Genomic DNA, 22,118 nt, shown 5'->3' with positions numbered 1-22,118 from the left:
CCGCCCAACAACCCCAAGGAACACAACCCCAAGCGCTCCATGCACCCACCTCCACCTCCACCCCGCCCGACAGCCCGAAGGAATTCGACCTTAGGCGTCCCAGGCACCCCGGTGGCCAGGTGCTTCAGATATCCACACGCCCCAGGCACCAATGTCTCCCACTCATGCCGAATCTTCTGGACGCTTGGCCGGTAACTGTTCAAGGACAGCACGAAGCCGGCGGAAACCTGGGCTCCCCCAAGATCGATGGGATCACGCAAAGGGCTCAGGGCACCAGGTCAAGGCTTCAAGCCTGTGGATAACCCGGAACTGGGGTCGGACATGAGGGAGGGACCTCCGCTCGGATACGGAGGTCCCTCTTACTGCACATGCCTACTAGCGCGGGACTCGGACCTCGGGCCTTGGACCTCGGACCTCGACGACTCTGGCCTCAGAGGCTCGGGGGTCCTGGTGGGTCCGACCGGACCGGTAACTCGGAGCCCTGATGACCCGATCCCGATGACCCGATCCGACGGCCCGGACCCGACAGCCAGGCTCAGACCGGCTTGGGTCAGAAGCCGTAGTTGTACATCGAACCGCCCGGGTAGATGGTGCCGACGCCGTCGCGGTAGGCGTAGCCGCCGTACTGGTTGCCTTGGACGAAGGTCCAGCCGCCCAGGGTCCTACCGTTCAGGGAGACGAACCAGCCCGCCGCGTTGGGGTCGTTGTAGGCCCGGAGCGAGTAGTGGATGTGCGCGCCCGTGGTGGAGCCGCCGGCGCAGAGGCTGTTGCCCTGGGTACCCAGGTAGTGGCCGGTGCCGACGTCGTTGCCGGGCAGCCACTGGTAGTCCTCAAGGTGGTAGTAGTCCGTGGAGAAACCGTTGTCGTGGATGACGCGGGTCCAGCCGTCGCACAGGCTGTAGGCGTAGCCACCACGGGACGCGCGGGCCTGACCGGCTCCGCCGGCGAAGTCCGCGGACTGCCCGACCTCGCCGTGGGGGCCGCCGGTCATGATCATCGAGGAGCCGATGGCGAAGGGCAGGCCGACACCGACGTAGCTAGCGGGGGCGACGTCGGAGGGATCGGTCGAGGTGGCGACGGTCTCTCTCTCCTCGTCGGCCAACAAGGTGCTTTCGGCGAGGATCGAGGAGAACTCCTCGGTTCCCTCCAGGCCGACCGTCCAATCGGAGGCCTCGTGTTCGGCGGCGAAGAGCCAGGCGTCGGGGTCCTCCTCGGCGCCCATGGGAGCGGTCACGATGGCGACGCCGAACGCGGCGCCGTCGGCGGCCTCCCGGATGTCGACGCGGACGTCGCGCTCCTGGTCGGCCAAGGCGGACAGCCCGGTGTCGCGCTCGGCCAGGACGTCGTCGATGACGGCGTCGGACAGAGCGTCCTCGGCGGTCTCGGAGGTGGTGCTCAGGGTGCTGGGCAGGTCCAGGGTCTCGGCGTTCTCGACGATGACCTCGACGTTGTCCGCCGTGGTGTGCGACGGTGCGGCCGGCTGGGCCGAGACCGGGGTGGAGGCTCCCGCCAGCAGAGCCGCGGCCATGGTGACCGTGAGCGCGCCTACGGGCAGGAATCGGGGGGTGGGGGTGAGCAGTGCCAACGCTTCTCCTGGGGGAGTCGAGTAGCGAACGGGGATGTGACACCACAACCTTGATGTGGTTACCGCAGAGTAAGCACGCCCCAGACCCGGATCAAGGGGGGTAATGAAACTTTCATACGCGATTCTTGTTTTCGAGGTTCAAAAGTTTCTTCTTGCGTTCGAGCCCTCCCGCGTACCCCGTCAGTGAGCCGTTCGCGCCGATCACCCGGTGGCAGGGGACGATGACGCTGATCGGGTTGCGACCGTTCGCCGCGCCCAGGGCACGCGAGGCGGTGGGTCGGCCCAGTTCCTCGGCGAGCTCCCCGTACCCGGCCGTCTCCCCGTACGGGATGGTGGTCAGAGCCCGCCACACCCGCAGCTGCCAGGGGGTGCCGGCGGGCGCCAACGGCAGGTCGAACTCGCGCAGCTCACCCGCGAAGTAGGCGGCCAGCTGACGCCTCACCTCAGCGAACGGCGCCCGGTCGGCAACCCACCTCTCGGCGACCCGGTGCGGCGAACCGTCCTTGGGCGGGGTCGAGACCCCCGCAAGGGCCTCCCCGTCGCCGAACAGCAGGAGTTCCCCCAGGGGTGAGTCCATCGTCGTGTACCGGATCGCTCCCGGCATCGGTTCGCGGAAGCGTACCGAGGTCACCCTGGGCGGGGCCGTCGGTTCGACGGCCGCGGGCAGGTCCAGCGGTAGTGCGTCCTGGTCGGTGTAGGTCATCGTCCTCGCCTCTCTCGGTGTTCGTCACCCTCGTTCTCGGGGCGTGCCCCCAGCGATGCCCACAACAAGTGGGTGGCGTAGGAACGCCAAGGGCTCCAGGCCAGTGCCCCGCGTGCCGCTGCCGCCGGAGTGGCCGGCAACGCCGCCTTCTCCAGGGCCCTCCTGACCCCGAGGTCCGTCTCCAGGAACACGTCCGGGTCGCCCAGGCCGCGCATGCGCACGTACCGGGCGGTCCACGGGCCGATGCCGCGCAACTCCACCAGCCTCCGTTCCGCCTCGTCCCGGTCACAGCCGGGACCGAGGTCGACGCGGCCGTCGGCCAGCGCATCGGCCACTCCCACCAGCGCGCGGCCGCGGGCCACGGGGATCGACATCCCGGCCGGGTCCGCCACTGCGAGGGCCTCGGGTGTCGGGAACGTGTGGGTGAGGGCGCCGTCGGGCCGTTCCAGGGGCTCACCGAAGCGTTCGACCAACCGCCCCGCCAGGGTACGCGCGGCCCTCACCGACACCTGCTGTCCGAGGACCGCCCGCACGGTGAGTTCGGCGGGGTCCACGTGGCCGGGTGCTCGCACTCCCGGTCGCTCGCGCAGTATCGGTCCCAGTAGTGGGTCGGGGCCGAGGACCTCGGCGACGGCTTCGGGGTCGGCGTCCAGGTCGAGCAGGCTCCGGCAGCGGCGGACCGCTCCGGCCAGGTCGCGGGGGTCGGTCAGTCGCAGCCGGCACAGCACGTGTCCGCCCACGGTTCCGCCCGGGGCGGGTGCCAGCGCCACGATTCCGGGCCCGTTGGGCAGCCTGATCGTGCGCCGGTACACCCCGTCGACGTACTCCTCGACTCCGGGTACGGCGCGTTCACCGAGGAACGCGAGCATCCCCGACAGGTCGATCCGCCCTCGGTAGGGGAGCCGTAGCGTGATGGTGCCCGAACCGGTCGCGACGCCGCCGGCGTCGGCGTCGTCGCGCATCCGGCTGGGGGAGCGGTCGTAGACCGCCCGCATGGTCTCGTTGAACTGGCGGACGCTCGCGAAGCCCGCGGCGAAAGCGGTGTCGGTCAGGGGCAGGTCGGTGGTCTCCACCAGGATCCTGGCGGTGTGCGCCCGCTCGGTGCGGGCCAGTGCGAGTGGTCCCGCGCCGACCTCGGTGGTGAGCAGCCGGTTGAGCTGGCGTTCGCTGTACCCCAGGGTCTCGGCGACCGCGCTCACCCCGCCGCGATCCATGGCCCCGTCGTTGATCAGACGCATCGCGCGGCCGACCACGTCGGCCCGCACGTTCCACTCGGCGGAACCGGGCACGGTGTCGGGGCGGCAGCGTTTGCAGGCGCGGTAGCCGGACTCCTGGGCGGCCGCGGCGGAACGGTAGAACCGGACGTTCTCTCGTCGGGGTGTGACCGCGGGGCAACTCGGCCGGCAGTAGATGCCGGTGGTCTGTACAGCGGTGTAGAAGACCCCGTCGAAGCGGGAGTCCCTGCTGTGGACCGCTCTGTATCGCTGGTCGTCGTCCATCACCCCTCCATGTTCACCGACCCGGATCCGCGGGGCCGGCGGTTTTCGGACATGGAGGTGTCGGGGTCATCCCTCCTCGTTGTCGACCAGGTACTGGACGTACACCGGGCGCAAGGCCTCTTGGAGTTCCGGGTCGTCCTCCGCGGACAGTGCCTCGAAGAACAATCCGGAGGCCTGGGCGACGCTCGCCTCGCTGGAGTCCATGTGTCCCGCGGCGGCCTCGGCGGCGGGGATGAGGCCGAGCAGTCTCCAGAAGAACCGCAGGTCCCAGCGCTTCCGCGCCAGTTCCACGGCGCGTTCACGCAGGTCATCGGTGCTGATGTGCTCGAATCCGCTGACGTTGTCTCCCATGGTCGGAAGATACCCGCCACCCGGACCGGGCATCCCCGCGTGAGCTGCGTTACTCTTCACACGAGTTCATCATCTCCTCCTCGGCGTCCGGGGAGGCCCCCACAAGGGGCGCCGGGCGGGTGGGGAAACGTCGTGAGGGGTACGCCATGGCCGAGTCCGCCGCGCGGGTCGTCGTCGCCAAGCCGGGTCTGGACGGACACGACCGAGGGGTCAAGATCGTCGCTCGGGTGCTGAGGGACGCGGGGGTGGAGGTCATCTACACGGGCCTGCGCCAGACCCCGGAGATGATCGTGGCCGCGGCGCTGCAGGAGGACGCGGACGCCATCGGTCTGTCGGTGCTCTCGGGCGCCCATATGACGATGTTCGGCCGGGTCATGGAGTTGCTGCGGGAGAACGACGCCGACGACATCCGGGTGTTCGGCGGGGGCATCATCCCCGATTCCGACATCGCGGAGTTGGAGTCGATGGGGGTGGCCCGGATCTTCACGCCGGGAGCGCCGACGGCCGATATCGCCGATTGGGTGCGGGAGAACATCCGTCCGGAGCACGCCGCCTGAGCCACGACCTCGCACGTATCGTGACGTTCATCGCATCCACGGCCGAGTCCGAAGTGCGGTGGAACACCCCCGGGCCCGTGTTATCAGCCGTGTCTCTGGTCACAGATTTTCCCATGTGAGAGCCGTGGTACTACCGCGTGAGCGGCTTTCCGGGGTGTGGCCCGCGGGTCAACGCCGCCCCGGTGGCCGGCGACCGGATCCCGGGCGACTAAGCTTTGCGCATGTCGCGGGTGGCGACGTCTCGGCGATCTCGATCTTCCGTAGGCGGCTCGGCCCCAGCGGGGCTCGCGTCGTGTGACACCTGTTCAGTGGGTCACCGCCGGTCCGGACACGCCACCCCGGTACACACTTGAGCCAGCGAATTACAAGGACGGACCCTCGTGGACCTGTTCGAATACCAGGCGAAGGAACTCTTCGCAGAGTACGGAGTTCCCGTACCCCAGGGAAAGGTGGCGAGCACGGCCGCTGAGGCACGTGCCATCGCTGATGAGTTCGCCGCCGCGGGCAAGCCCCGTGTCGTCGTGAAGGCCCAGGTCAAGACCGGTGGCCGCGGTAAGGCCGGCGGTGTGAAGGTCGCCGAAGGCCCCGAGGACGCTCAGGCCAAGGCCGAGCAGATCCTCGGCATGGACATCAAGGGCCACACGGTCCACCGTGTCCTGGTCGAAGAGGCGAGTGACATCGCCGAGGAGTACTACTTCTCCGTCCTCCTGGACCGCGCCAACCGTGACTTCCTCTCCATCTGCTCCAAAGAGGGCGGCATGGAGATCGAGGAGGTCGCCGAGACCAACCCCGACGCCGTCGCCAAGATCTCGATCGACGCCCTGAAGGGCGTTCCGACCGATGTCGCCGCGCAGATCGTCAAGACGGGCAACCTGCCCGAGGCCGCCGTCGCGGGCGCCACGGAGATCATCACCAAGCTCTGGGACGCCTTCGTCGGCAAGGACGCCACCCTCGTGGAGGTGAACCCGCTCATCCTGACCAAGGACGGCCGGGTCGTCGCCCTCGATGGCAAGGTGACCCTGGACGAGAACGCCGAGTTCCGCCAGGACCTGGACAGCCTGACCTTCGCCGAGGAGGGTGACCCGTTGGAGGTCGCCGCCAAGGCCAAGGGCCTCAACTACGTCAAGCTCGACGGCGAGGTCGGCATCATCGGTAACGGTGCCGGTCTGGTCATGTCGACCCTGGACGTGGTCGCCTACGCCGGTGAGAACCACGGTGGTGTCAAGCCCGCCAACTTCCTCGACATCGGTGGCGGCGCTTCGGCCGAGGTCATGGCCAACGGCCTGGAGATCATCCTGGGCGACCCGGCGGTCAAGAGCGTGTTCGTCAACGTCTTCGGTGGCATCACCGCTTGTGACGCCGTCGCGAACGGCATCGTGCAGGCGCTGGAGCTGCTGGAGGGCCGCGGCGACGACGTGTCCAAGCCGTTGGTGGTGCGCCTGGACGGTAACAACGCCGAACTGGGCCGACAGATTCTGGACGAGCGTGCCCACCCGGCCGTTCGCCGGGTCGACACGATGGATGGCGCCGCCGCTCAGGCCGCCGAGCTCGCGGCTAAGTAGGGGACGAATTCACCATGGCTATCTTCCTTAACAAGGACAGCAAGGTGCTGGTCCAGGGCATGACCGGCTCTGAGGGCACCAAGCACACCCGTCGGATGCTCGCTTCGGGTACCCAAATCGTCGGTGGCGTGAACCCGCGCAAGGCCGGCCAGAAGGTCGACTTCGACGGCACCGAGGTGCCGGTCTTCGGCTCCGTGGCCGAGGGTATGAAGGCCACCGGCGCCGACGTCACCGTGATCTTCGTTCCGCCGAAGTTCACCAAGGACGCCGTCGTCGAGGCCATCGACGCGGAGATCGGTCTGGCCGTCGTGATCACCGAGGGCATCCCGGTGCACGACACCGCCGCCTTCTGGGCGCACGCCGGTGCCAAGGGCAACAAGACCCGCGTCATCGGTCCGAACTGCCCCGGTCTGATCACCCCGGACGAGTCCAACGCCGGCATCATCCCGGCCGACATCACCAAGCCGGGTCGTATCGGCCTGGTGTCGAAGTCGGGCACGCTCACGTACCAGATGATGTACGAGCTGCGCGACATCGGCTTCTCGACCGCCGTCGGCATCGGTGGCGACCCGATCATCGGCACCACGCACATCGACGCCCTGGCGGCTTTCGAAGCCGACCCGGACACCGACGTGATCGTGATGATCGGTGAGATCGGTGGCGACGCCGAGGAGCGCGCGGCCGCGTTCATCAAGGAGAACGTGACCAAGCCGGTCGTCGGTTACGTCGCGGGCTTCACGGCCCCGGAGGGCAAGACCATGGGCCACGCCGGCGCCATCGTCTCCGGTTCCTCCGGTACCGCCGCGGCGAAGAAGGAGGCTCTCGAAGCCGCAGGCGTCAAGGTCGGCAAGACCCCGACCGAGACCGCCGAGCTGGCTCGCGAGCTCTTCTGACCTTTGAGGTCGTAGCCGTTCTCGTACGGCCCCGCCCCACCGTGTTCCGGTGGCGCGGGGCCGTCGGCGTTCCCCGGCGGGTCACTCCTCGATCTCGGGGCGGCCGTCCGCCCTCTTGCGGACCCCTTGGACGGTCGCGATGGTGACGGCGGGGACCATGAACAGCGCCAGGAAGATCAACCATCCGATGAGGGAACCGGTACCCCCATAGGCGATGGCCGGGATGCCCCAGATGACGAAGATGATGCCGCCCCAGATGACCAGCCCGTTGACGTTGGGGCCGTCCTTCTTCTTCTCCGCCTCGACGTCCGCACCCTTCTCGGCCTTCGCCACGTCGCCCTTGGCACGGGTCGCGGGGGCCTTGGACGTCTCCCTTGATCCCTCGATGGCGCTGGGCCGAAGCACGCGGGGCAGATCGTCGAAGAGCGGGACCAGGTCGGTGTTGGTGACGGCGCGCAGGGTCTCGCTCGATCGCCGTTCGTGCTCGTCCAGGTCCAGCCGCCCGTCCTGCAGCGCCGTGCGCAGGTGTTCGAGGGCCTCGTCGCGTTCGGAGTCCGAGAGACGGTAGTGGTGGTCCGGGTCGAGCTCTGACATGACTGTCCTTCGGACGGGGAGGGGCTCGTCATCTTACGACGTATCTCGTTCGTTCCCCGTTCCCGGGCCCTGACGCGGCCACGACACGCGCGGCCTGGATGCCACGGAGCATTCCGGTCCCTGGCAGCATAAGTCGGGTGAGTACGCCAGCATCACCCCCCGACAGAGGGCGCCCGTCGAAGTCAGGCTCCGCGTCCGCAGCCCCCAAGGCTCTGGGCGAGCCCCGCCCGATCTACTCCACCGGCGGGATCGCCGCCGCCTCGGCCGCCGGTATCGGGTTGGCGGTGATCGTCACCTTCACCATGGTCGGCTGGGTGGCGGCCCCGCACGACACCTTCGGCGAGGACATCGCCGACCTGTTGCGCAGTGCCGTCCTCGCCTGGTTGGTGGGCCATCACGTGTCCTTCACCATGCTGGAGGGGCAGATCAGCCTGCTGCCGATGGGGTTGGTGCTGCTGCCCGGGATGCTGCTGTACCGGTTCGGTCGGTGGTTGGCCCGCAACTGCGAGATCGAACGGCTGCGGCACGTGTACCGGGCGGCCCTGGCCATCGCGGGTCCCTACGCGGCGATCGCGGGCACGCTCGCGCTGCTGGCGCACACGGACTCGGTGGAGCCGAGCATGCCGCGGGCGTTGCTCATGGGGTTCGTGATCGCGTTCCTGGCGGGTGGCCTGGGCGTGCTGCGCCAGCTCATGCGGGACAAGGGCGTGGCCGCGGGCGACCTGCTCGACCTGATGCCGGCTCGTACGCGTTCGCTCCTGGTGGGGATGCTGGTGTCCTCGGGGACCCTGCTCGCCGGCGGGCTGCTGCTGTTCCTGGTGGCGTTGGCGATGAGCCTGGACGAGGTGCTGGCGATCACCGGTTCCCTCGCCCCCGGCGTGATCGGCGGGGCGCTGTTGCTCATCGTCCAGCTGGCCTACTTGCCCAACGCGGTGGTCTTCGCGGTCTGTTACGCGCTCGGCCCGGGTTTCGCGGTGGGTGCGGAGACGCTGGTGGCGCCGACGGGAGTGTCGGTGGGGGCGCTGCCCGCGCTGCCGATGCTCGCCGCGTTGCCGGCCAACGGCGCGGCCCCGGTGTTGTCGTTGGCGGCGTTGGCGGTGCCGTTCGTGGCGGGAGCGCTCGGCGGGATGGTGACCCAGCGCAACGCCCCGGACGTGGTGAGCGAGGCCGCTCCGCTGTGGGGGTTCGTGTGCGGGGTGACCACGGGGATCCTGTGCGCGGCCCTGGCCGGTGCCGCCGGGGGGTCGTTGGGCACCCATCGCCTGGCGGAGGTGGGACCGTCGGCCTGGCAGGTGGGGTTGGTGGCCGCACTGGAGGTGGGGGTGGCCGCGGCCGTGGCCGCCTGGATCGCCAACTGGTGGTACACGCGCAAGCAGAGCCGTTCGGTGGTCGCCCGCAGGGAGGACGCCAAGGCCGAACGGTCCTCCACGGAACCTTCGGCGCCGGTGGTGGAGCTGCCCGAGGACGTGCCCAGCGGCAAGGGGTTGGCGACGGTCACCCCGCTGCGATCCCGCGAGGAGAAGCCCGAGGCACCGGTGGACACCGAGCCCACCATCAAGGAACGCCGGCAGGAGCTGAAGAGGGTCCGCAAGGCCCGCCGTGCCGACCGCACCACCGAGAAGCTGGCGCGCAAGGACGCCCGCAGGGAGCTGCGCGACCAGCGGCGCGAGGAGAAGGAGGCGCGATCGTGGTGGCGGCGCGGCGGTGACGGGGAAGAGGAGATCTCCGAGGAGGAGCTGTACGGGATCACCTACGAGGCCCCGTCGGAGGACAAGTGAGGGCGGGGGCGCACCTCGGTGCACCCCCGCCCTCACCCGTGTCTATTCGGCCTTGGTCCGGACGCGGCGCTTGTCCGGCTCGAAGATGGCGTTCACCAGGTCGGTGCACCACTTGAGCAGTTCCAGGTCGCGCAGTGGCTTGCCCCCCATCCCGCCGGCCTTGGGGACCGGCACCAGGAGGGTCTTGGCGGCCTCCTTGTGGATCGACCTGGGGTACATGCGGCGCAGCCTCAGTTCCTGGGACTCGCGCAGCTCCACCGGCGAGAAGCGGATCTGACTGCCCTGCATGACCACGTCGGCCAACCCCGCGGACTTGGCCAGGACCCGGAATCGGGCCACCGCCATGAGGTTGTCCACCGGCTCCGGCGGGACGCCGTACCGGTCGGTGAGCTCCTCGTAGGCGGCGAGGATGTCGGCCTCGTCGGACACGCTCGCGATGCGCTTGTAGGACTGGAGCCGCAACCGCTCACCCGGCACGTAGTCGTGCGGGATGTGCGCGTTGATGGGCAGCTCGACCTTGGTCCCGATCTCTTCCGCGGCGGCCGGGTCGCCCTTCAGTTCGGCGACGGCCTCACCGACCATGCGCATGTACAGGTCGAAGCCCACGCCCGCGATGGTCCCGGACTGTTCGGCGCCCAGGATGTTGCCGGCGCCGCGGATCTCCAGGTCCTTCATCGCCACGTACATGCCCGCGCCCGTCTCGGTGTGCTGGGCCACCGTCGCCAACCGTTCGTAGGCGGTCTCGCTGAGCGGTTTCTCCGGCGGGTACAGGAAGTAGGCGTAGGCGCGTTCGCGGCCACGACCCACCCGGCCGCGCAGCTGGTGCAGTTGGGAGAGCCCGTAGGTGTCGGCGCGGTCGATGATGAGGGTGTTGGCGTTGGGCACGTCCAGGCCGGACTCGACGATGGTCGTGGAGACCAGCACGTCGAAGTTCTTCTCCCAGAAGTCCACCATGACCCGTTCGAGCTGATGCTCGTTCATCTGGCCGTGGGCGTAGGCCACCCGGGCCTCGGGCACCAGGCGTTGGATGGACGCGGCCACCTTGTCGATGGACGCCACCCGGTTGTGCACGAAGAACACCTGGCCCTCGCGCATCAGTTCGCGCCGGATCGCCGCGGTGATCTGTTTGTCCTCGTAGGGCCCCACGAAGGTGAGCACCGGGTGGCGCTCCTCGGGCGGGGTGAGGATGGTGGTCATCTCGCGGATGCCGGTCAGACCCATCTCCAGGGTGCGCGGGATGGGCGTGGCCGACATGGCCAGCACGTCCACCTGGGTGCGCAGCCGCTTGAGGGACTCCTTGTGCTCGACGCCGAAGCGCTGCTCCTCGTCGACGATGACCAGTCCGAGGTCCTTGAACCGGGTCTCCTGCGACAGCAGTCGGTGGGTGCCGATCACCACGTCGACCTCGCCGCTGCGCAGTCCTTCGCGGGTCAGCTCCACCTCACCGTCGGTCTGGAAGCGCGACATCGGCTTGACCGAGACGGGGAAGGACGCGTACCGCTCGGTGAACGTCGACATGTGCTGCTGGACCAGCAGGGTGGTGGGCACCAGCACGGCGACCTGTTTGCCGTCCTGGACCGCCTTGAACGCGGCTCGCACCGCGACCTCGGTCTTGCCGTAGCCGACGTCGCCGCAGATCAGTCGGTCCATCGGGACCGACTTGCCCATGTCCCTCTTGACCTCGTCGATGGCGGCCAGCTGGTCGGGCGTCTCCACGTACGGGAAGGCGTCCTCCAGCTCGCGCTGCCAGGGGGTGTCCGGGCCGAACGCGTGCCCGGGGGAGGCCTGGCGGGCCGAGTACAGGCGGATGAGGTCGCCGGCGATCTCCCGGACGACCTTGCGGGCCCGGCTCTTGGCCTTGCTCCACTCGGCGCCGCCCATCTTGGACAGGGTGGGCGCCTCGCCGCCGACGTATCGGGTGACCTCGCCGAGCTGTTCGGTGGGTACGAACAGGCGGTCGCCGGGCTGGCCGCGCTTGGAGGGCGCGTACTCGATGAGCAGGTACTCGCGGGTGGCGCCCTGGATCTGGCGGCTGACCATCTCCAGGTAGCGGCCCACACCGTGCTGCTCGTGTACGACGTGGTCGCCGGGCTTGAGCTGGAGTGGGTCGACGGTGCCCTTGCGTCGGCTGGGCATGCGTCGCATGTCCCGGGTGGAGGACTTCTGCCCCACCAGGTCGGTCTCGGTGAGCACCACCGTGTGCACCGACCGCAGTAGGAAACCGTGGTCGACCAGGCCGGTGGTGACGGTGGCGATGGCCTCCTTGGGGGCCTCGACGAGGTCGTCGGTCAGGCTCGCGCCCAGCCCGGCGTCGCGCAGCATCGCGACGAGCCGCTCGGCGGGGCCCTGCCCCTGGGTGACCAGCACGACACTCCAGTTGTCGTGCAGCCAGCCCTTGATGTCGGCCAGGGCGCGTTCGGTGTCGCCGCGGTAGGTGTCGGCGGGCACCGCGCCCACCATCACCGCGTCGTCCTCTTCGGCGTTGCGATCCTCATCGGCGGCGAACGGGGTCAGCCCCCACCAGGGGAGTTCCAGTTCGTCGGCGATGGAGCGCAGGTCGGAGATCGACATGTACGCCGACCCGCCCAGGTCGATGGGGGCCTCTCCGCCGGAGGCCGCGTTGATCCAGGACGCGTCCAGGAACTCGGCGCTGGTGGCCTCCAACTCCAGGGCGCGGGTGCGGATGCGCTCGGGGTCGCAGCCCACCACCATGGCGTTCTTGGCCATGTAGGTGAAGAACGGTTCCATGCTCTCGGCGAGCACGGGCGCGAACGCCTCCATGCCCTCCACGGCCACGCCGTCGGCGATCTTGGTGAGGATCTCCGCGAGGGAGGGGTGTTCGGCGGCCAGGGCGCGTGCGCGTTCGCGGACGGTGTCGGTGAGCAGCAGTTCCCGGCAGGGCGGCGCGAACAGCCCGGAGGTGGCGTCGCCGGCACCCGCGCTCTCTTCGCCGGGGGTGATGGATCGTTGGTCGGCGACCTGGAAGTAGCGGATGTCCTCGACGGTGTCGCCCCAGAACTCCAGCCGCAGCGGGTGTTCCTCGGTGGGCGGGAAGACGTCGAGGATGCCCCCGCGTACGGCCATGTCGCCGCGCTTCTCGACCAGGTCCACGCGGGCGTAGCCGGTGTTGGTCAGGGAGGTGACGACCTCCTCCAGGGGCGCCTCGTCGCCGGCCCGGATCCGGACCGGTTCGAGGTCTCCCAGGCCGGCGACCAGCGGTTGCAGGACGCTGCGGACCGGCGCCACGACCACACGAAGCGGTGAGGTGAGCGGGTCGGCGGGGTCGGGGTGGGTCAACCGTCGCAGTACCGCCAAGCGCCGGCCGACGGTGTCCGAACGCGGGGAGAGCCGTTCGTGCGGGAGCGTCTCCCACGCGGGGAAGAGCGCGACCGAGTCCGCGGGCAGCAGTGAGCCCAAGGCGTCGGTCAGGTCCGCGGCCTCACGTTCGGTCGCGGTGATGGCGAGCACCGGGCGTTCGGCGCCCACCGGCGCGTCGGCGGCCAACGCGCCCACCATGAAGGGGCGCAGGGCCGCCGGGGCGACGAGGTCGAGATGGGGATCGTGGCCGCCGCGGGCGGTCTCGATCGCGCTGTGCAGTGCCGGGTCCCGGGAGACGTCGGCAAGAAGTCCAATGAGGCTCATAGCACCAGAAAGTGGAGTGGTCCGGTTCAGGCGTCGCGTCCTGCGGTACGTGCGGTGGCGGAGACGGTCACGGCCACGGGTCCATGTGCGGATCCGTCCGGGCACGATCGGGCCGCACGTGAGCCGGGCGGCCGTGGGTGGGTGTGCGCCACCCGTTCTCTTCTCAGCTTATCCAGTCCGCCGGTGGCGCGCGGTACGGGTGCTCGGGTGTGGCCGTCTTCGGCCCCCGTGGTCCACAACGCTCGGTGAGCTCGGAGTCTTCCCGGTTCGGGCACCTCAGCGCCGTGTCGTCGGAGGGTGCCCGTCTACGCTGGGTGGGATGACGACCATGGCAGAGGGAGGGTGTGCGTGGTGAGTGTCCACAGACACGGGAGTCGGGATGCCCCGGTCTTCGCCCCTGGTCCGGACGGGCTCGCCCACTTGGAGCTCATCCTCAGCGGGGCGTACCCGTTCCCGGGGTTCATGACCCGGGAGGAGGCCGAGTCGGTCTCGCGGATCGGGCGGCTGCCCGACGGCCGGACCTGGCCGGTTCCGGTCACCTTGGAGGTCCCCGCGGAGCTGGCGGGGGAGAAGGCGCTCACGCTCACCGATCTGGAGGGCGCGCCGCTGGCCGGGCTGGAGGTGCGCGAGTACTGGGAGGACGCGGGGATCCACCACCTGGCCGGTGACGTCACGCTGCTGCGTCCGGCGACGTACGGGGTGCTGCGCGAGCTGCGCGCCACCCCTGCGGAGGTGCGGGCGCAGAGCGAACTCGAAGGGGCCGAGGGCCGGTCACTGCTGGCGGTGGTCACCGACCGTCCGTTGCACCACCGGGCCCTGCACCAGATTCGGGCCGAGGCCGACGCGTTGGCGCGTGGTGGTGAGCGGGCCGAGGTGATCGTGGTGGTCGACGCGCCCTTGGAGGAGGAGGGGTTGGCCACCGCGGTGCTGGCGGCCGAACCCCTGTTGCCGCCGCGTAGTTCGTTCGTGGTCCTGACCCTGCCTCGTGCGCGGGCGCGCGCCTCCGGAGCGGTCGGTGGTGCGTGGACCGAACGGGACACGGCCTTGGCCGCGCACGTGGCCGCCGCCTATGGCGCCACCCACATGTTGGCCGAGTCGGGGGGACGAGGGCCGGAGATCGAGCGGGTGATGGCGTTGCGCCCACCGCTGACGGTCCTGGACCCCGAACCGTGGCGGTACGACTCCGACGAAGCGCTGTGGAAGCCGTTCACGCACGTCGATCCGGGACAGGCGCTCGCGGAGCCCTCCGACGGCGAGGTGGAGTCCGAGCTGGCGCACGGGCGTGAACTGCCCGCCTGGTTCACCCCCGCCCGGGTCGGTGCGGAGCTGGCCCGGCTACGACCCGCCCGCACCAAGCGCGGTGTCACCTTGTTGTTCACCGGCCTGTCCGGGTCGGGCAAGTCCACCATCGCTCGTGGGGTGTCCGACGGAATCCGACGGGCGGGGCGTGCGGTGACCCTGCTCGACGGCGACGTGGTGCGTCGGATGCTGTCCAAGGGATTGACGTTCTCCCGGGAGGACCGGGAGCTCAACATCCGTCGGATCGGTTACGTGGCCTCGGAGATCACCCGGCACGGGGGAGTGGCGGTGTGCGCGCCGATCGCCCCGTACGAGGCCGGACGGGCGGAGGTGCGTGCCATGGTGGAGGAGTTCGGCGACTTCTTCCTGGTGCACGTGGCCACCCCGTTGGAGGTGTGCGAGGCGCGTGACCGCAAGGGCCTGTACGCCAAGGCGCGCGCCGGAGAGATCCCCGAGTTCACCGGGATCTCCGACCCTTACGAGGCGCCGACCGACGCCGACCTGGTGGTCGAGACCGTGGACTCCGACCCGGCCGAATCGGTGGCCGTGGTGATGGACGCCCTGCGCGAGGGTGGTTGGCTCCCCTCCCCGGACCGGCATGTGAGTGAGGAATAGATGACGGAAGACGTCCGACCCCCCGGACACCGGGTGTCGCGCCTGGTCGAGGTGATGGAGACGCTGCGCCGGGAGTGCCCTTGGGACAGCTCCCAGACACACGAGTCCCTGGCCAAATACCTCATCCAGGAGTCCTACGAGACCTTGGAGACCATCGAGGAGGGCGACCACGCGCTGCTGCGCGAGGAGCTCGGCGACGTGCTGTTGCAGGTGGTCTTCCACGCGGCCATCGGAGCCGAGCGGCCCGAGGGGGACCCGGCCCGGTTCACCGTGGACGACGTCGCCGACGCCATCATCGACAAGATGACCCGCCGCCACCCGCACGTGTTCGGTGCTGTGGAGGTCTCGGGAACCGACGAGGTGTGGTCCAACTGGGAGGCCATCAAGGCGGCGGAGCGCGCGGAGAAGGCCAAGGCGAACGGCGGCTCCGGTGAGGTCTCGGTGCTGGACGGGGTGCCGTTCGCCCAACCGGCGGTGCTGCTCGCCGACGAGCTGCGAAAGCGCGCGGTGCGTAACGGGTTCCCCGCCGACCTGGTGGGCGACGACGGGGCCGCGGGCGGTGAGCTGTTCGCGGCCGTGGCGGCCGAAGGCGACCAGGGGCGGGACCCGGAGATGGACCTGCGCGCCGCCGCGCGCCGGTTCGACGCCCGGGTTCGGGCCGCCGAGGACGCGGCGCGCGCCGACGGTCGTGAGCCGCGTGGGCTGGGCGCCGAGGAGTGGCGCGCGTACTGGTCGAAAACCGACGGGTAACCTCAAGAACCCTCAAACCTCGCCTGCCGGTATTGACGTCGGCGTGTGATGTGAACCACAGTGCTTCCGACCTCGGGTTCCCCCTCGGACAGTGGAGCGTCATGCGCCGATTCGGCAATGCCCTCGCGGCGTTCAGCACCCGCTGGGTGCCGGACGCCTTCGTCTTCGCGATCATCCTGTCCGCGCTCGTGTTCGGCATGGCCCTGTTCCTGACCGAACGCACCCCGATCGAGCTGGTCGGGGACTGGTACGGCGGGTTCTGGAACCTGCTCGAATTCGGCATGCAGATGACGCTGGTGCTGGTCACCGGCTACGCTCTGGCCTCTTCCCCGCCGGCCAGGCGCGGCATCACCTGGTTGGCCGGCCGTGCCAAGGGGCCCCTGTCGGCGGTGGCCATCACCGCGTTGGGCGCGGCCCTGCTCGGTATCGTCCACTGGGGTCTCGGCCTCATCGCCGGCGCCCTGCTGGCCGTGGAGGTGGCCCGATCCTGCAAGGAACGCGGGATCAAGGTGCACTTCCCACTGCTGGCGGCGAGCGGATACGTCGGCCTGATGGTCTGGCACAGCGGACTGTCCGGTTCGGCGCCGTTGCTGGTCAACACCCCGGGGCACTTCCTGGAAGATGAGATCGGGCTGATCCCCCTCAGCGAGACCATCTTCCAGCCGTTCAACCTGGTCTTCCTCGTGGTGATGCTGATCGGCGCCCCGCTGCTGCTGATGAGCATGACCCCCAAGGCCGACGAGAGCGAGGAGATCGGGGAGACGGACGACGACGGTCCCCTCGGTGGGGGTCCCTCCGGAGGTCGACCCACCAAGACCGAACCGAGCGCTCTCTCGGCGGCCCAGCGCCTCATGCACAGCCGGATCCTGGTCTACGCGGTGGTCGCGTTCGGCCTGGTGCACCTGCTGCCCGCGCTGCTGCGCGACGGCATCGTCGGCATGGACATCAACCTGCTCAACTTCACCTTCCTCATGGCCGGACTGGGCCTGCACGGCACCCTGGCGAGCTACTCCACCGCCGCGGCGGAGGGCGCCAAGAACGCCTCAGCGGTCATCATCCAGTTCCCGTTCTACGCCGGGATCATGGGCATCATGGAGAGTTCGGGGCTGTTGCAGGTCATCACCCAGTGGTTCATCGACTTCTCGACCCCGTTCTCCTATCCGTTCTGGGCGCTGATCAGTGCCTGCCTGGTCAACCTCGCGGTCCCTTCGGGCGGCGGTCAGTGGGCGGTGCAGGGGCCGGTGGTCATGGGCGCCACCGAGACCCTGGGCATCGAACCGGGGGTCGGCGTGATGGCGGTGGCCATGGGCGACCAACTCACCAACGGGATCCAGCCCTTCTGGGCGCTGCCGTTGCTGGCCCTGACCAGGCTGCGCGCCGGAAAGATCCTGGGCTACTCGGCGGTGGTGATGTGCTTCGGCATCGTGGTGGCGTCCCTGTGCATCACTTTCCTGGCGGCCTGATCCCCGCCGGCAGGGAGCGCACGTCGATCACCTCGGTGGACGGATCGCTCGGAGCCAGCCCCGCGCTGAACGTCTCCTGCGGCCGGCGGGCGGTGTCGCCGATGGTCGACAACAGACCCACGATGCCCCAGTTGGCCATCAGCGCCGACCCGCCCGCCGACAGGAACGGCGTGGTCATGCCGGTCAGCGGGATGAGGCGGGTGGCGCCGCCTAGGACGATGAACACGTCGAACGCGGTCAGGAACCCGAAACCCAGCGCGGTCAGCTTCAGGAATTCGTCCCGGCTGCCCAGAGCGATGCGAAACGCCCGTTGGGCGAACAGGAACAGGAGGAACAACACGGCGAGGAGGCCGGTGAACCCGAGCTTCTCTCCCACCGAGACCAGGATCAGGTCGCTGTCGGCGGCGAAGATCTCCTGTGCGCGGCCGTCGTGGAAACCGGTGCCGAGCAACCCGCCGTAGGCCAGGGCGATCAGGCCCTCCACCACCTGGAAGCTACCGCCGGGCGCGTTGTAGACCTCGTCGTCGAAGGCGTTCAGCCAGATCCTCACCCGGTTCTGCACGTGCCCGAACAACAGGTACGCCACGTACGCGCCGCCGGCGAAGGCCACCAGACCGATGAGCACCCAGGACTTGCGGGCCGTGGCGGCGTACAGCACCGCCAGGAACGTCCCGAACAGCAGGAGTGAGGTGCCCAGGTCCTTGGTGCCCACCAGCAGCAGGATCGCCATGCCCCAGCCCAGACCCATGGGCGCCAGGTCGCGAGCGCGCGGGGCGCTGAACACCTTCACCCCGCCGATCCGGAACGTGCGGGTCACCGTGGCCAGGACCCCGCGCTGCCTGCCCAGATAGGAGGCGAGGAAGATGACCAGCAGCACCTTGGCGAACTCCGAGGGCTGCATGGTGAACGGGCCGATCATGATCCATCGCCGCGCGCCCAGCACCTCGTGGCCCAGCGGCGACAGCGGCAGCAGGAGCAGGACGAGCGCGCCCAACGCGATCAGGTAGGTGTACAGGGCCAGCCTGCGGGGCCTGCGGACCAGCACCACGATGGCCGCGCACAACCCCAACCCGATCAGGGTCCACAGCAGCTGCCGGTCGGCCTCGGTGTGCTCCTCCCCGCCGGTGCGCGACATCTGCAGCGCCCAGATCATGGTCAGGCCGATCCCGCTCAGGGCCGTGGCCACCGGGAACAGGACGGGGTCGGCGTAGGGGGCGAGGAAACGCAGCAGGACGTGCACGCCCAGCGCTCCGAGGCCGATGGCCGCCACGTAGGTGAACACGCTGGGGTCGATCCCACCGGTGATGGCGAGGGAAGCCGACGCCAGGCCGGCGGCGGTGACGACGAGGGCGATCAGGAGCAGCCCGAGTTCGGACCGCCGTCGGCGGACCGGACGCAGCGTGCCGTCCGCGTGTGCGCTCTGAGGGTCGGCCACGATTCGAACTATAAGCCGGTCGCCTCGCGGATCAAGGGGCAGGGCCGGTTCCGGGCGGGTCCGTTCGAACCACCCGGAACCGGGAGGTCGTCACCTCGTGGGCACGGCCGAGGGAGCGTCCAGGGCGAAGGCCTCCGAGGCCCGGTCCAGTTTCCCGGTGAACGTGCCCAGGCTCTTGATCAGCGGTGCCGCGCGCACGACCAGGTCCCGGGCCGCGATGCCGAAGCGGGTCTTGGGCGCCAGGAAGCGCATGCCGCTGTCGGCGATGTCCTGGTTGGCGCGTACGAAGGGGCGCATCCGGTCCTCGTAGGCGGCCAAGGCCCGCGTCACGTTCGTGTGCCGACCCAGCTCCTGGGCCAGAGCGTAGGCGCCGACCACCGCGAGGGTGCTGCCCTGCCCGGACAAGGGGGAGTGGCAGTAACCGGCGTCGCCCAGCAGGGTGACGCGGCCTCGCGACCAGTGGTCCATCCGGATCTGGGTGATGGAGTCGAAGTAGAAGTCCTCGCTGTCGTCCATGGCGTCCAGGATCCGGTCGCTCTCCCACCCGTTTCCGGCGAACACGCCGCGCAGGAAGCCGCGCTGTTCGGCGGGGGAGAGGCGCTCCACCCCGAGGGGGCGGGGCACGTGCATGCCCAGGATCGCCTTGGCCCCGTCGGCCCGCGGGGTCCGGTACATCCCGATGAGCTTGCCGGGTGTGTTGTACAGCCGCGCCTCACGGTCCAGACCGACGTGGTCGGGGATGGTGAAGATGCTGATGTAGGCGCCGAGGAAGCGGGCCAAGGGGTCCTCCGCCCCGAAGACGAGGCCGCGCGTGTTGGAGTGCAGTCCATCGGCCCCGACGACCAGGTCGAAGGTGCGCGGGGCCGCGTTCGCGAAGGTGACGTGGGCCCCGTCGTCGTCCTGTTCGATGCCGGTGATGGTGTCGCCGTAGAGATACTCGGTGTGCCCGGTGGTGGGTCCATGCAGGATGCGCACCAGGTCGCCGCGCAGGATCTCCAACGAGCGGTCCTCCTCGGAGATCATCCCGGTGGGCATACCGACGCGTCGGTGCCCGTCGGTGTCGACCAGGGCGAGGTGGTTCATCTCGGTGACCCGAGAACGGATCTCGGGCAGGTGCCCCATGCGCTCGACCACGTCGATGGCCTTGCCGCGCAGGTCGATGGCGTAACCGCCGGGCCGGGGCTCAGGGGCCTTTTCGACGACGGTGACGCTGATTCCGTGTTGGTGGAGCCAGTGGGCCAGCGCGGGCCCGGCGATGCTCGCTCCGGAGACGAGGACGGTTCGAACGGCGGTCATTGGGCCGTCAGAGCTCCTTGTGTCGTGGAGTCTCCACGCTAAGCGGCTACTTACCGTGCGTCAAGTAACTTACCGTGCGGCAGGTTCGGGATAGACTCGGCGAACCGATCACGACGGACGGGAGCGAGCCAGGGTGGCCAGGGCACGGAGCGACACGAAGACCGAGATCAGGACGGTGGCCCTGGAACTGTTCGGCCGCAAGGGCTATGAGAAGACGAGCCTGCGGGAGATCGCCGAACGCCTCGACATCACCAAGGCGGCGCTCTACTACCACTACCGGTCCAAGGACGAACTGCTCCAGGCGCTGATGCGGCCGCTGCGCGAGGACGCCGAGGAACTGCTCGGTGGCTACGCGGACGGCGCCGTCGACCCGCGGACGGTGCTCGGCGACTACTTCGACCTGTGTGTGCGCCACAGTGCTCTGCTGATGGCCCTGCTCAACGACGTCGGGTCGCTGGGGGAGAGCGGACTGGTGGAGTGGGTGATCGACCGGCGGCACGCGCTCGACGTGGTGTTGGTCGGCGAGGAGCCGGAAACACCCGCGCGCATGGGTGCGGTGATCGCCCTCGGCGGAATCCAGGACATCGCCGTGCTGATGGTCCCCGGGGAGGCGCACGCCCACCGTGACGCCGCGGTGGAGATCGCCCTGGCCGCGCTGGAGACCGGCAAGGCGTATATGGACTAGACCAATTCGGCCGGGGGGACTGCACTGATCGGGGTCCGGGTCGCTAGTCTCGTGTCCGGGCCGGAAATAGCGGGCCCAGACACCGAAGAGACGGAGAGATCGTGGCGTCCATCGAGTCAGTACAGGCGCGGGAGATCCTTGATTCCCGCGGAAACCCGACAGTCGAGGTCGAGGTTCTGCTCGACGACGGGACCCTCACCCGCGCCGGTGTCCCCAGCGGCGCCTCCACCGGGCGGTTCGAGGCGGTCGAACTGCGCGACGGCGGCGACCGCTACGGCGGTAAGGGTGTGACCAAGGCCGTCACCGCGGTCAACGACGAGATCGCCGATGAGCTGCTCGGCCACACCCCGGACGAGCAGCGCATCATCGACCGCGCGCTCATCGACCTGGACGGCACCCCGGACAAGTCCCGGATCGGCGCCAACGCCATCCTCGGCACTTCCCTGGCCGTGGCCAAGGCCGCCGCCGAGGAGGCCGGACTGCCGCTGTACCGCTACATGGGCGGTCCCAACGCGCACGTGCTGCCCGTGCCGATGATGAACATCCTCAACGGTGGCGCGCACGCCGACAGCAACGTCGACATCCAGGAGTTCATGGTCGCGCCGATCGGCGCTTCGACCTTCTCCGAGGCCGTGCGCTGGGGCACCGAGGTCTACCACTCCCTGAAGTCGGTCCTCAAGGCCCACGGACTGGGCACCGGCGTCGGTGACGAGGGTGGCTTCGCCCCGAACCTGGACAGCAACCGCGCCGCCCTGGACCTCATCGTCGAGGCGATCGAGAAGGCCGGCTACAAGGTCGGTTCCGATGTCGCCGTGGCACTGGACGTGGCCGCCAGCGAGCTGTTCTCCGACGGCGTGTACACCTTCGAGGGCAAGAGCCGTACCTCCGAGGAGATGGCCGCCTACTACGCGGAGCTCGTCGACGCCTACCCGCTGGTCTCCATCGAGGACCCCCTCGACGAGGAGGACTGGGACGGCTGGAAGAAGCTCACCGAGCGGCTCGGCGCCAAGGTCCAGCTGGTCGGTGACGACCTGTTCGTCACCAACCCCGAGCGGCTCCAGCGCGGCATCGACGCCGACACGGCCAACTCGCTCCTGGTGAAGGTCAACCAGATCGGCACCCTGACCGAGACCCTGGACGCGGTCTCCCTGGCCCAGCGCAGCGGTTACACGGCGATGATCAGCCACCGTTCCGGCGAGACCGAGGACACCACCATCGCCGACATCGCGGTGGCCACCAACGCCGGCCAGATCAAGACCGGTGCGCCGGCGCGCAGCGAGCGGGTCGCCAAGTACAACCAGCTGTTGCGCATCGAGGAGGAACTCGACGACGCCGCCGTGTACGCGGGCGTGTCGGCCTTCCCGAGGTTCACCGAGCACGGCTAGTCTGCCCCAGTGTCCCGCGAAACACA

At 69.4% G+C, this 22,118-nt stretch carries 17 protein-coding genes; 9 read left to right on the top strand and 8 right to left on the bottom strand.

What is annotated here, in order from left to right; all coding sequences use genetic code 11:
* Positions 1-550: 550 nt before the first annotated feature.
* From BQ8420_RS01150 to BQ8420_RS01135, 4 genes are all read right to left on the bottom strand, one after another.
* Entirely contained in the window at positions 551-1,585 is a 1,035-nt protein-coding gene (locus tag BQ8420_RS01150) for a M23 family metallopeptidase (RefSeq protein ID WP_087095917.1), read from the bottom strand.
* A gap of 112 nt (positions 1,586-1,697) precedes the next feature.
* Positions 1,698-2,288 carry a methylated-DNA--[protein]-cysteine S-methyltransferase gene (locus BQ8420_RS01145; RefSeq protein WP_087095916.1) on the bottom strand — a complete coding sequence of 197 codons (591 nt, stop codon included), beginning with the start codon at positions 2,286-2,288 and terminating at the stop codon, positions 1,698-1,700.
* A complete protein-coding gene (locus tag BQ8420_RS01140) occupies positions 2,285-3,787 on the bottom strand; it encodes a DNA-3-methyladenine glycosylase 2 (RefSeq protein ID WP_087095915.1) in 1,503 nt (500 codons plus the stop codon). The genes BQ8420_RS01145 and BQ8420_RS01140 overlap by 4 nt, the downstream gene beginning before the upstream one ends.
* Positions 3,788-3,853: 66 nt before the next feature.
* Positions 3,854-4,138 carry a hypothetical protein gene (locus BQ8420_RS01135; RefSeq protein ID WP_087095927.1) on the bottom strand — a complete coding sequence of 95 codons (285 nt, stop codon included), beginning with the start codon at positions 4,136-4,138 and terminating at the stop codon, positions 3,854-3,856.
* Positions 4,139-4,284: 146 nt separating this feature from the next.
* Between BQ8420_RS01135 and BQ8420_RS01130 the strand changes: the two genes are divergently transcribed.
* The 3 genes from BQ8420_RS01130 (at position 4,285) to sucD (ending at position 7,150) form a co-directional block, all read left to right on the top strand.
* A complete protein-coding gene (locus BQ8420_RS01130) occupies positions 4,285-4,695 on the top strand; it encodes a cobalamin B12-binding domain-containing protein (RefSeq protein ID WP_087095914.1) in 411 nt (136 codons plus the stop codon).
* 380 nt (positions 4,696-5,075) lie between these two features.
* Positions 5,076-6,257, top strand: a complete 1,182-nt coding sequence (gene sucC, locus BQ8420_RS01125; RefSeq protein WP_087095913.1) for an ADP-forming succinate--CoA ligase subunit beta — start codon at positions 5,076-5,078, stop codon at positions 6,255-6,257.
* A gap of 14 nt (positions 6,258-6,271) precedes the next feature.
* Positions 6,272-7,150 (top strand): succinate--CoA ligase subunit alpha, encoded by an 879-nt coding sequence (gene sucD, locus BQ8420_RS01120; protein ID WP_087095912.1) that lies wholly within the window; start codon positions 6,272-6,274, stop codon positions 7,148-7,150.
* Positions 7,151-7,231: 81 nt separating this feature from the next.
* Here sucD and BQ8420_RS01115 read toward each other — a convergent pair whose 3' ends face one another.
* Complete coding sequence (locus BQ8420_RS01115; RefSeq protein ID WP_087095911.1) at positions 7,232-7,744, bottom strand: DUF1707 domain-containing protein; 513 nt, start codon at positions 7,742-7,744, stop codon at positions 7,232-7,234.
* Positions 7,745-7,881: 137 nt separating this feature from the next.
* Between BQ8420_RS01115 and BQ8420_RS01110 the strand changes: the two genes are divergently transcribed.
* Positions 7,882-9,522: a DUF6350 family protein gene (locus tag BQ8420_RS01110; RefSeq protein WP_087095910.1), complete on the top strand. Its 1,641-nt coding sequence runs from the start codon at positions 7,882-7,884 to the stop codon at positions 9,520-9,522.
* Positions 9,523-9,564: 42 nt separating this feature from the next.
* Here BQ8420_RS01110 and mfd read toward each other — a convergent pair whose 3' ends face one another.
* Positions 9,565-13,164 carry a transcription-repair coupling factor gene (mfd, locus tag BQ8420_RS01105; RefSeq protein WP_087095909.1) on the bottom strand — a complete coding sequence of 1,200 codons (3,600 nt, stop codon included), beginning with the start codon at positions 13,162-13,164 and terminating at the stop codon, positions 9,565-9,567.
* 348 nt (positions 13,165-13,512) lie between these two features.
* Between mfd and cysC the strand changes: the two genes are divergently transcribed.
* The 3 genes from cysC (at position 13,513) to BQ8420_RS01090 (ending at position 17,291) form a co-directional block, all read left to right on the top strand.
* Positions 13,513-15,078: an adenylyl-sulfate kinase gene (cysC, locus tag BQ8420_RS01100; protein ID WP_369825459.1), complete on the top strand. Its 1,566-nt coding sequence runs from the start codon at positions 13,513-13,515 to the stop codon at positions 15,076-15,078.
* A complete protein-coding gene (locus BQ8420_RS01095) occupies positions 15,079-15,828 on the top strand; it encodes a MazG family protein (RefSeq protein WP_087095907.1) in 750 nt (249 codons plus the stop codon).
* 101 nt (positions 15,829-15,929) lie between these two features.
* Positions 15,930-17,291, top strand: a complete 1,362-nt coding sequence (locus tag BQ8420_RS01090) for a short-chain fatty acid transporter (protein ID WP_087095906.1) — start codon at positions 15,930-15,932, stop codon at positions 17,289-17,291.
* Here BQ8420_RS01090 and BQ8420_RS01085 read toward each other — a convergent pair.
* Positions 17,272-18,726 carry an FtsW/RodA/SpoVE family cell cycle protein gene (locus BQ8420_RS01085; protein ID WP_087095905.1) on the bottom strand — a complete coding sequence of 485 codons (1,455 nt, stop codon included), beginning with the start codon at positions 18,724-18,726 and terminating at the stop codon, positions 17,272-17,274. The genes BQ8420_RS01090 and BQ8420_RS01085 overlap by 20 nt on opposite strands.
* A 90-nt stretch (positions 18,727-18,816) precedes the next feature.
* Complete coding sequence (locus BQ8420_RS01080) at positions 18,817-20,022, bottom strand: FAD-dependent monooxygenase (RefSeq protein ID WP_087095904.1); 1,206 nt, start codon at positions 20,020-20,022, stop codon at positions 18,817-18,819.
* 133 nt (positions 20,023-20,155) lie between these two features.
* Here BQ8420_RS01080 and BQ8420_RS01075 point away from each other — a divergent pair, with 133 nt between their 5' ends.
* Together BQ8420_RS01075 and eno are read left to right on the top strand one after the other, a co-directional pair.
* Positions 20,156-20,707 carry a TetR/AcrR family transcriptional regulator gene (locus BQ8420_RS01075; protein WP_087095903.1) on the top strand — a complete coding sequence of 184 codons (552 nt, stop codon included), beginning with the start codon at positions 20,156-20,158 and terminating at the stop codon, positions 20,705-20,707.
* Positions 20,708-20,808: 101 nt separating this feature from the next.
* Positions 20,809-22,092 carry a phosphopyruvate hydratase gene (gene eno, locus BQ8420_RS01070; RefSeq protein ID WP_087095902.1) on the top strand — a complete coding sequence of 428 codons (1,284 nt, stop codon included), beginning with the start codon at positions 20,809-20,811 and terminating at the stop codon, positions 22,090-22,092.
* Positions 22,093-22,118 lie beyond the last annotated feature (26 nt).

The sequence above is a fragment of the Nocardiopsis sp. JB363 genome, assembly GCF_900143625.1.
In the GTDB taxonomy this organism is placed as follows: Bacteria; Actinomycetota; Actinomycetes; order Streptosporangiales; family Streptosporangiaceae; genus Nocardiopsis.
The sequence above is the reverse complement of the archived record's forward strand: the minus strand, read 5'-3'. Positions and strand labels throughout refer to the sequence as shown.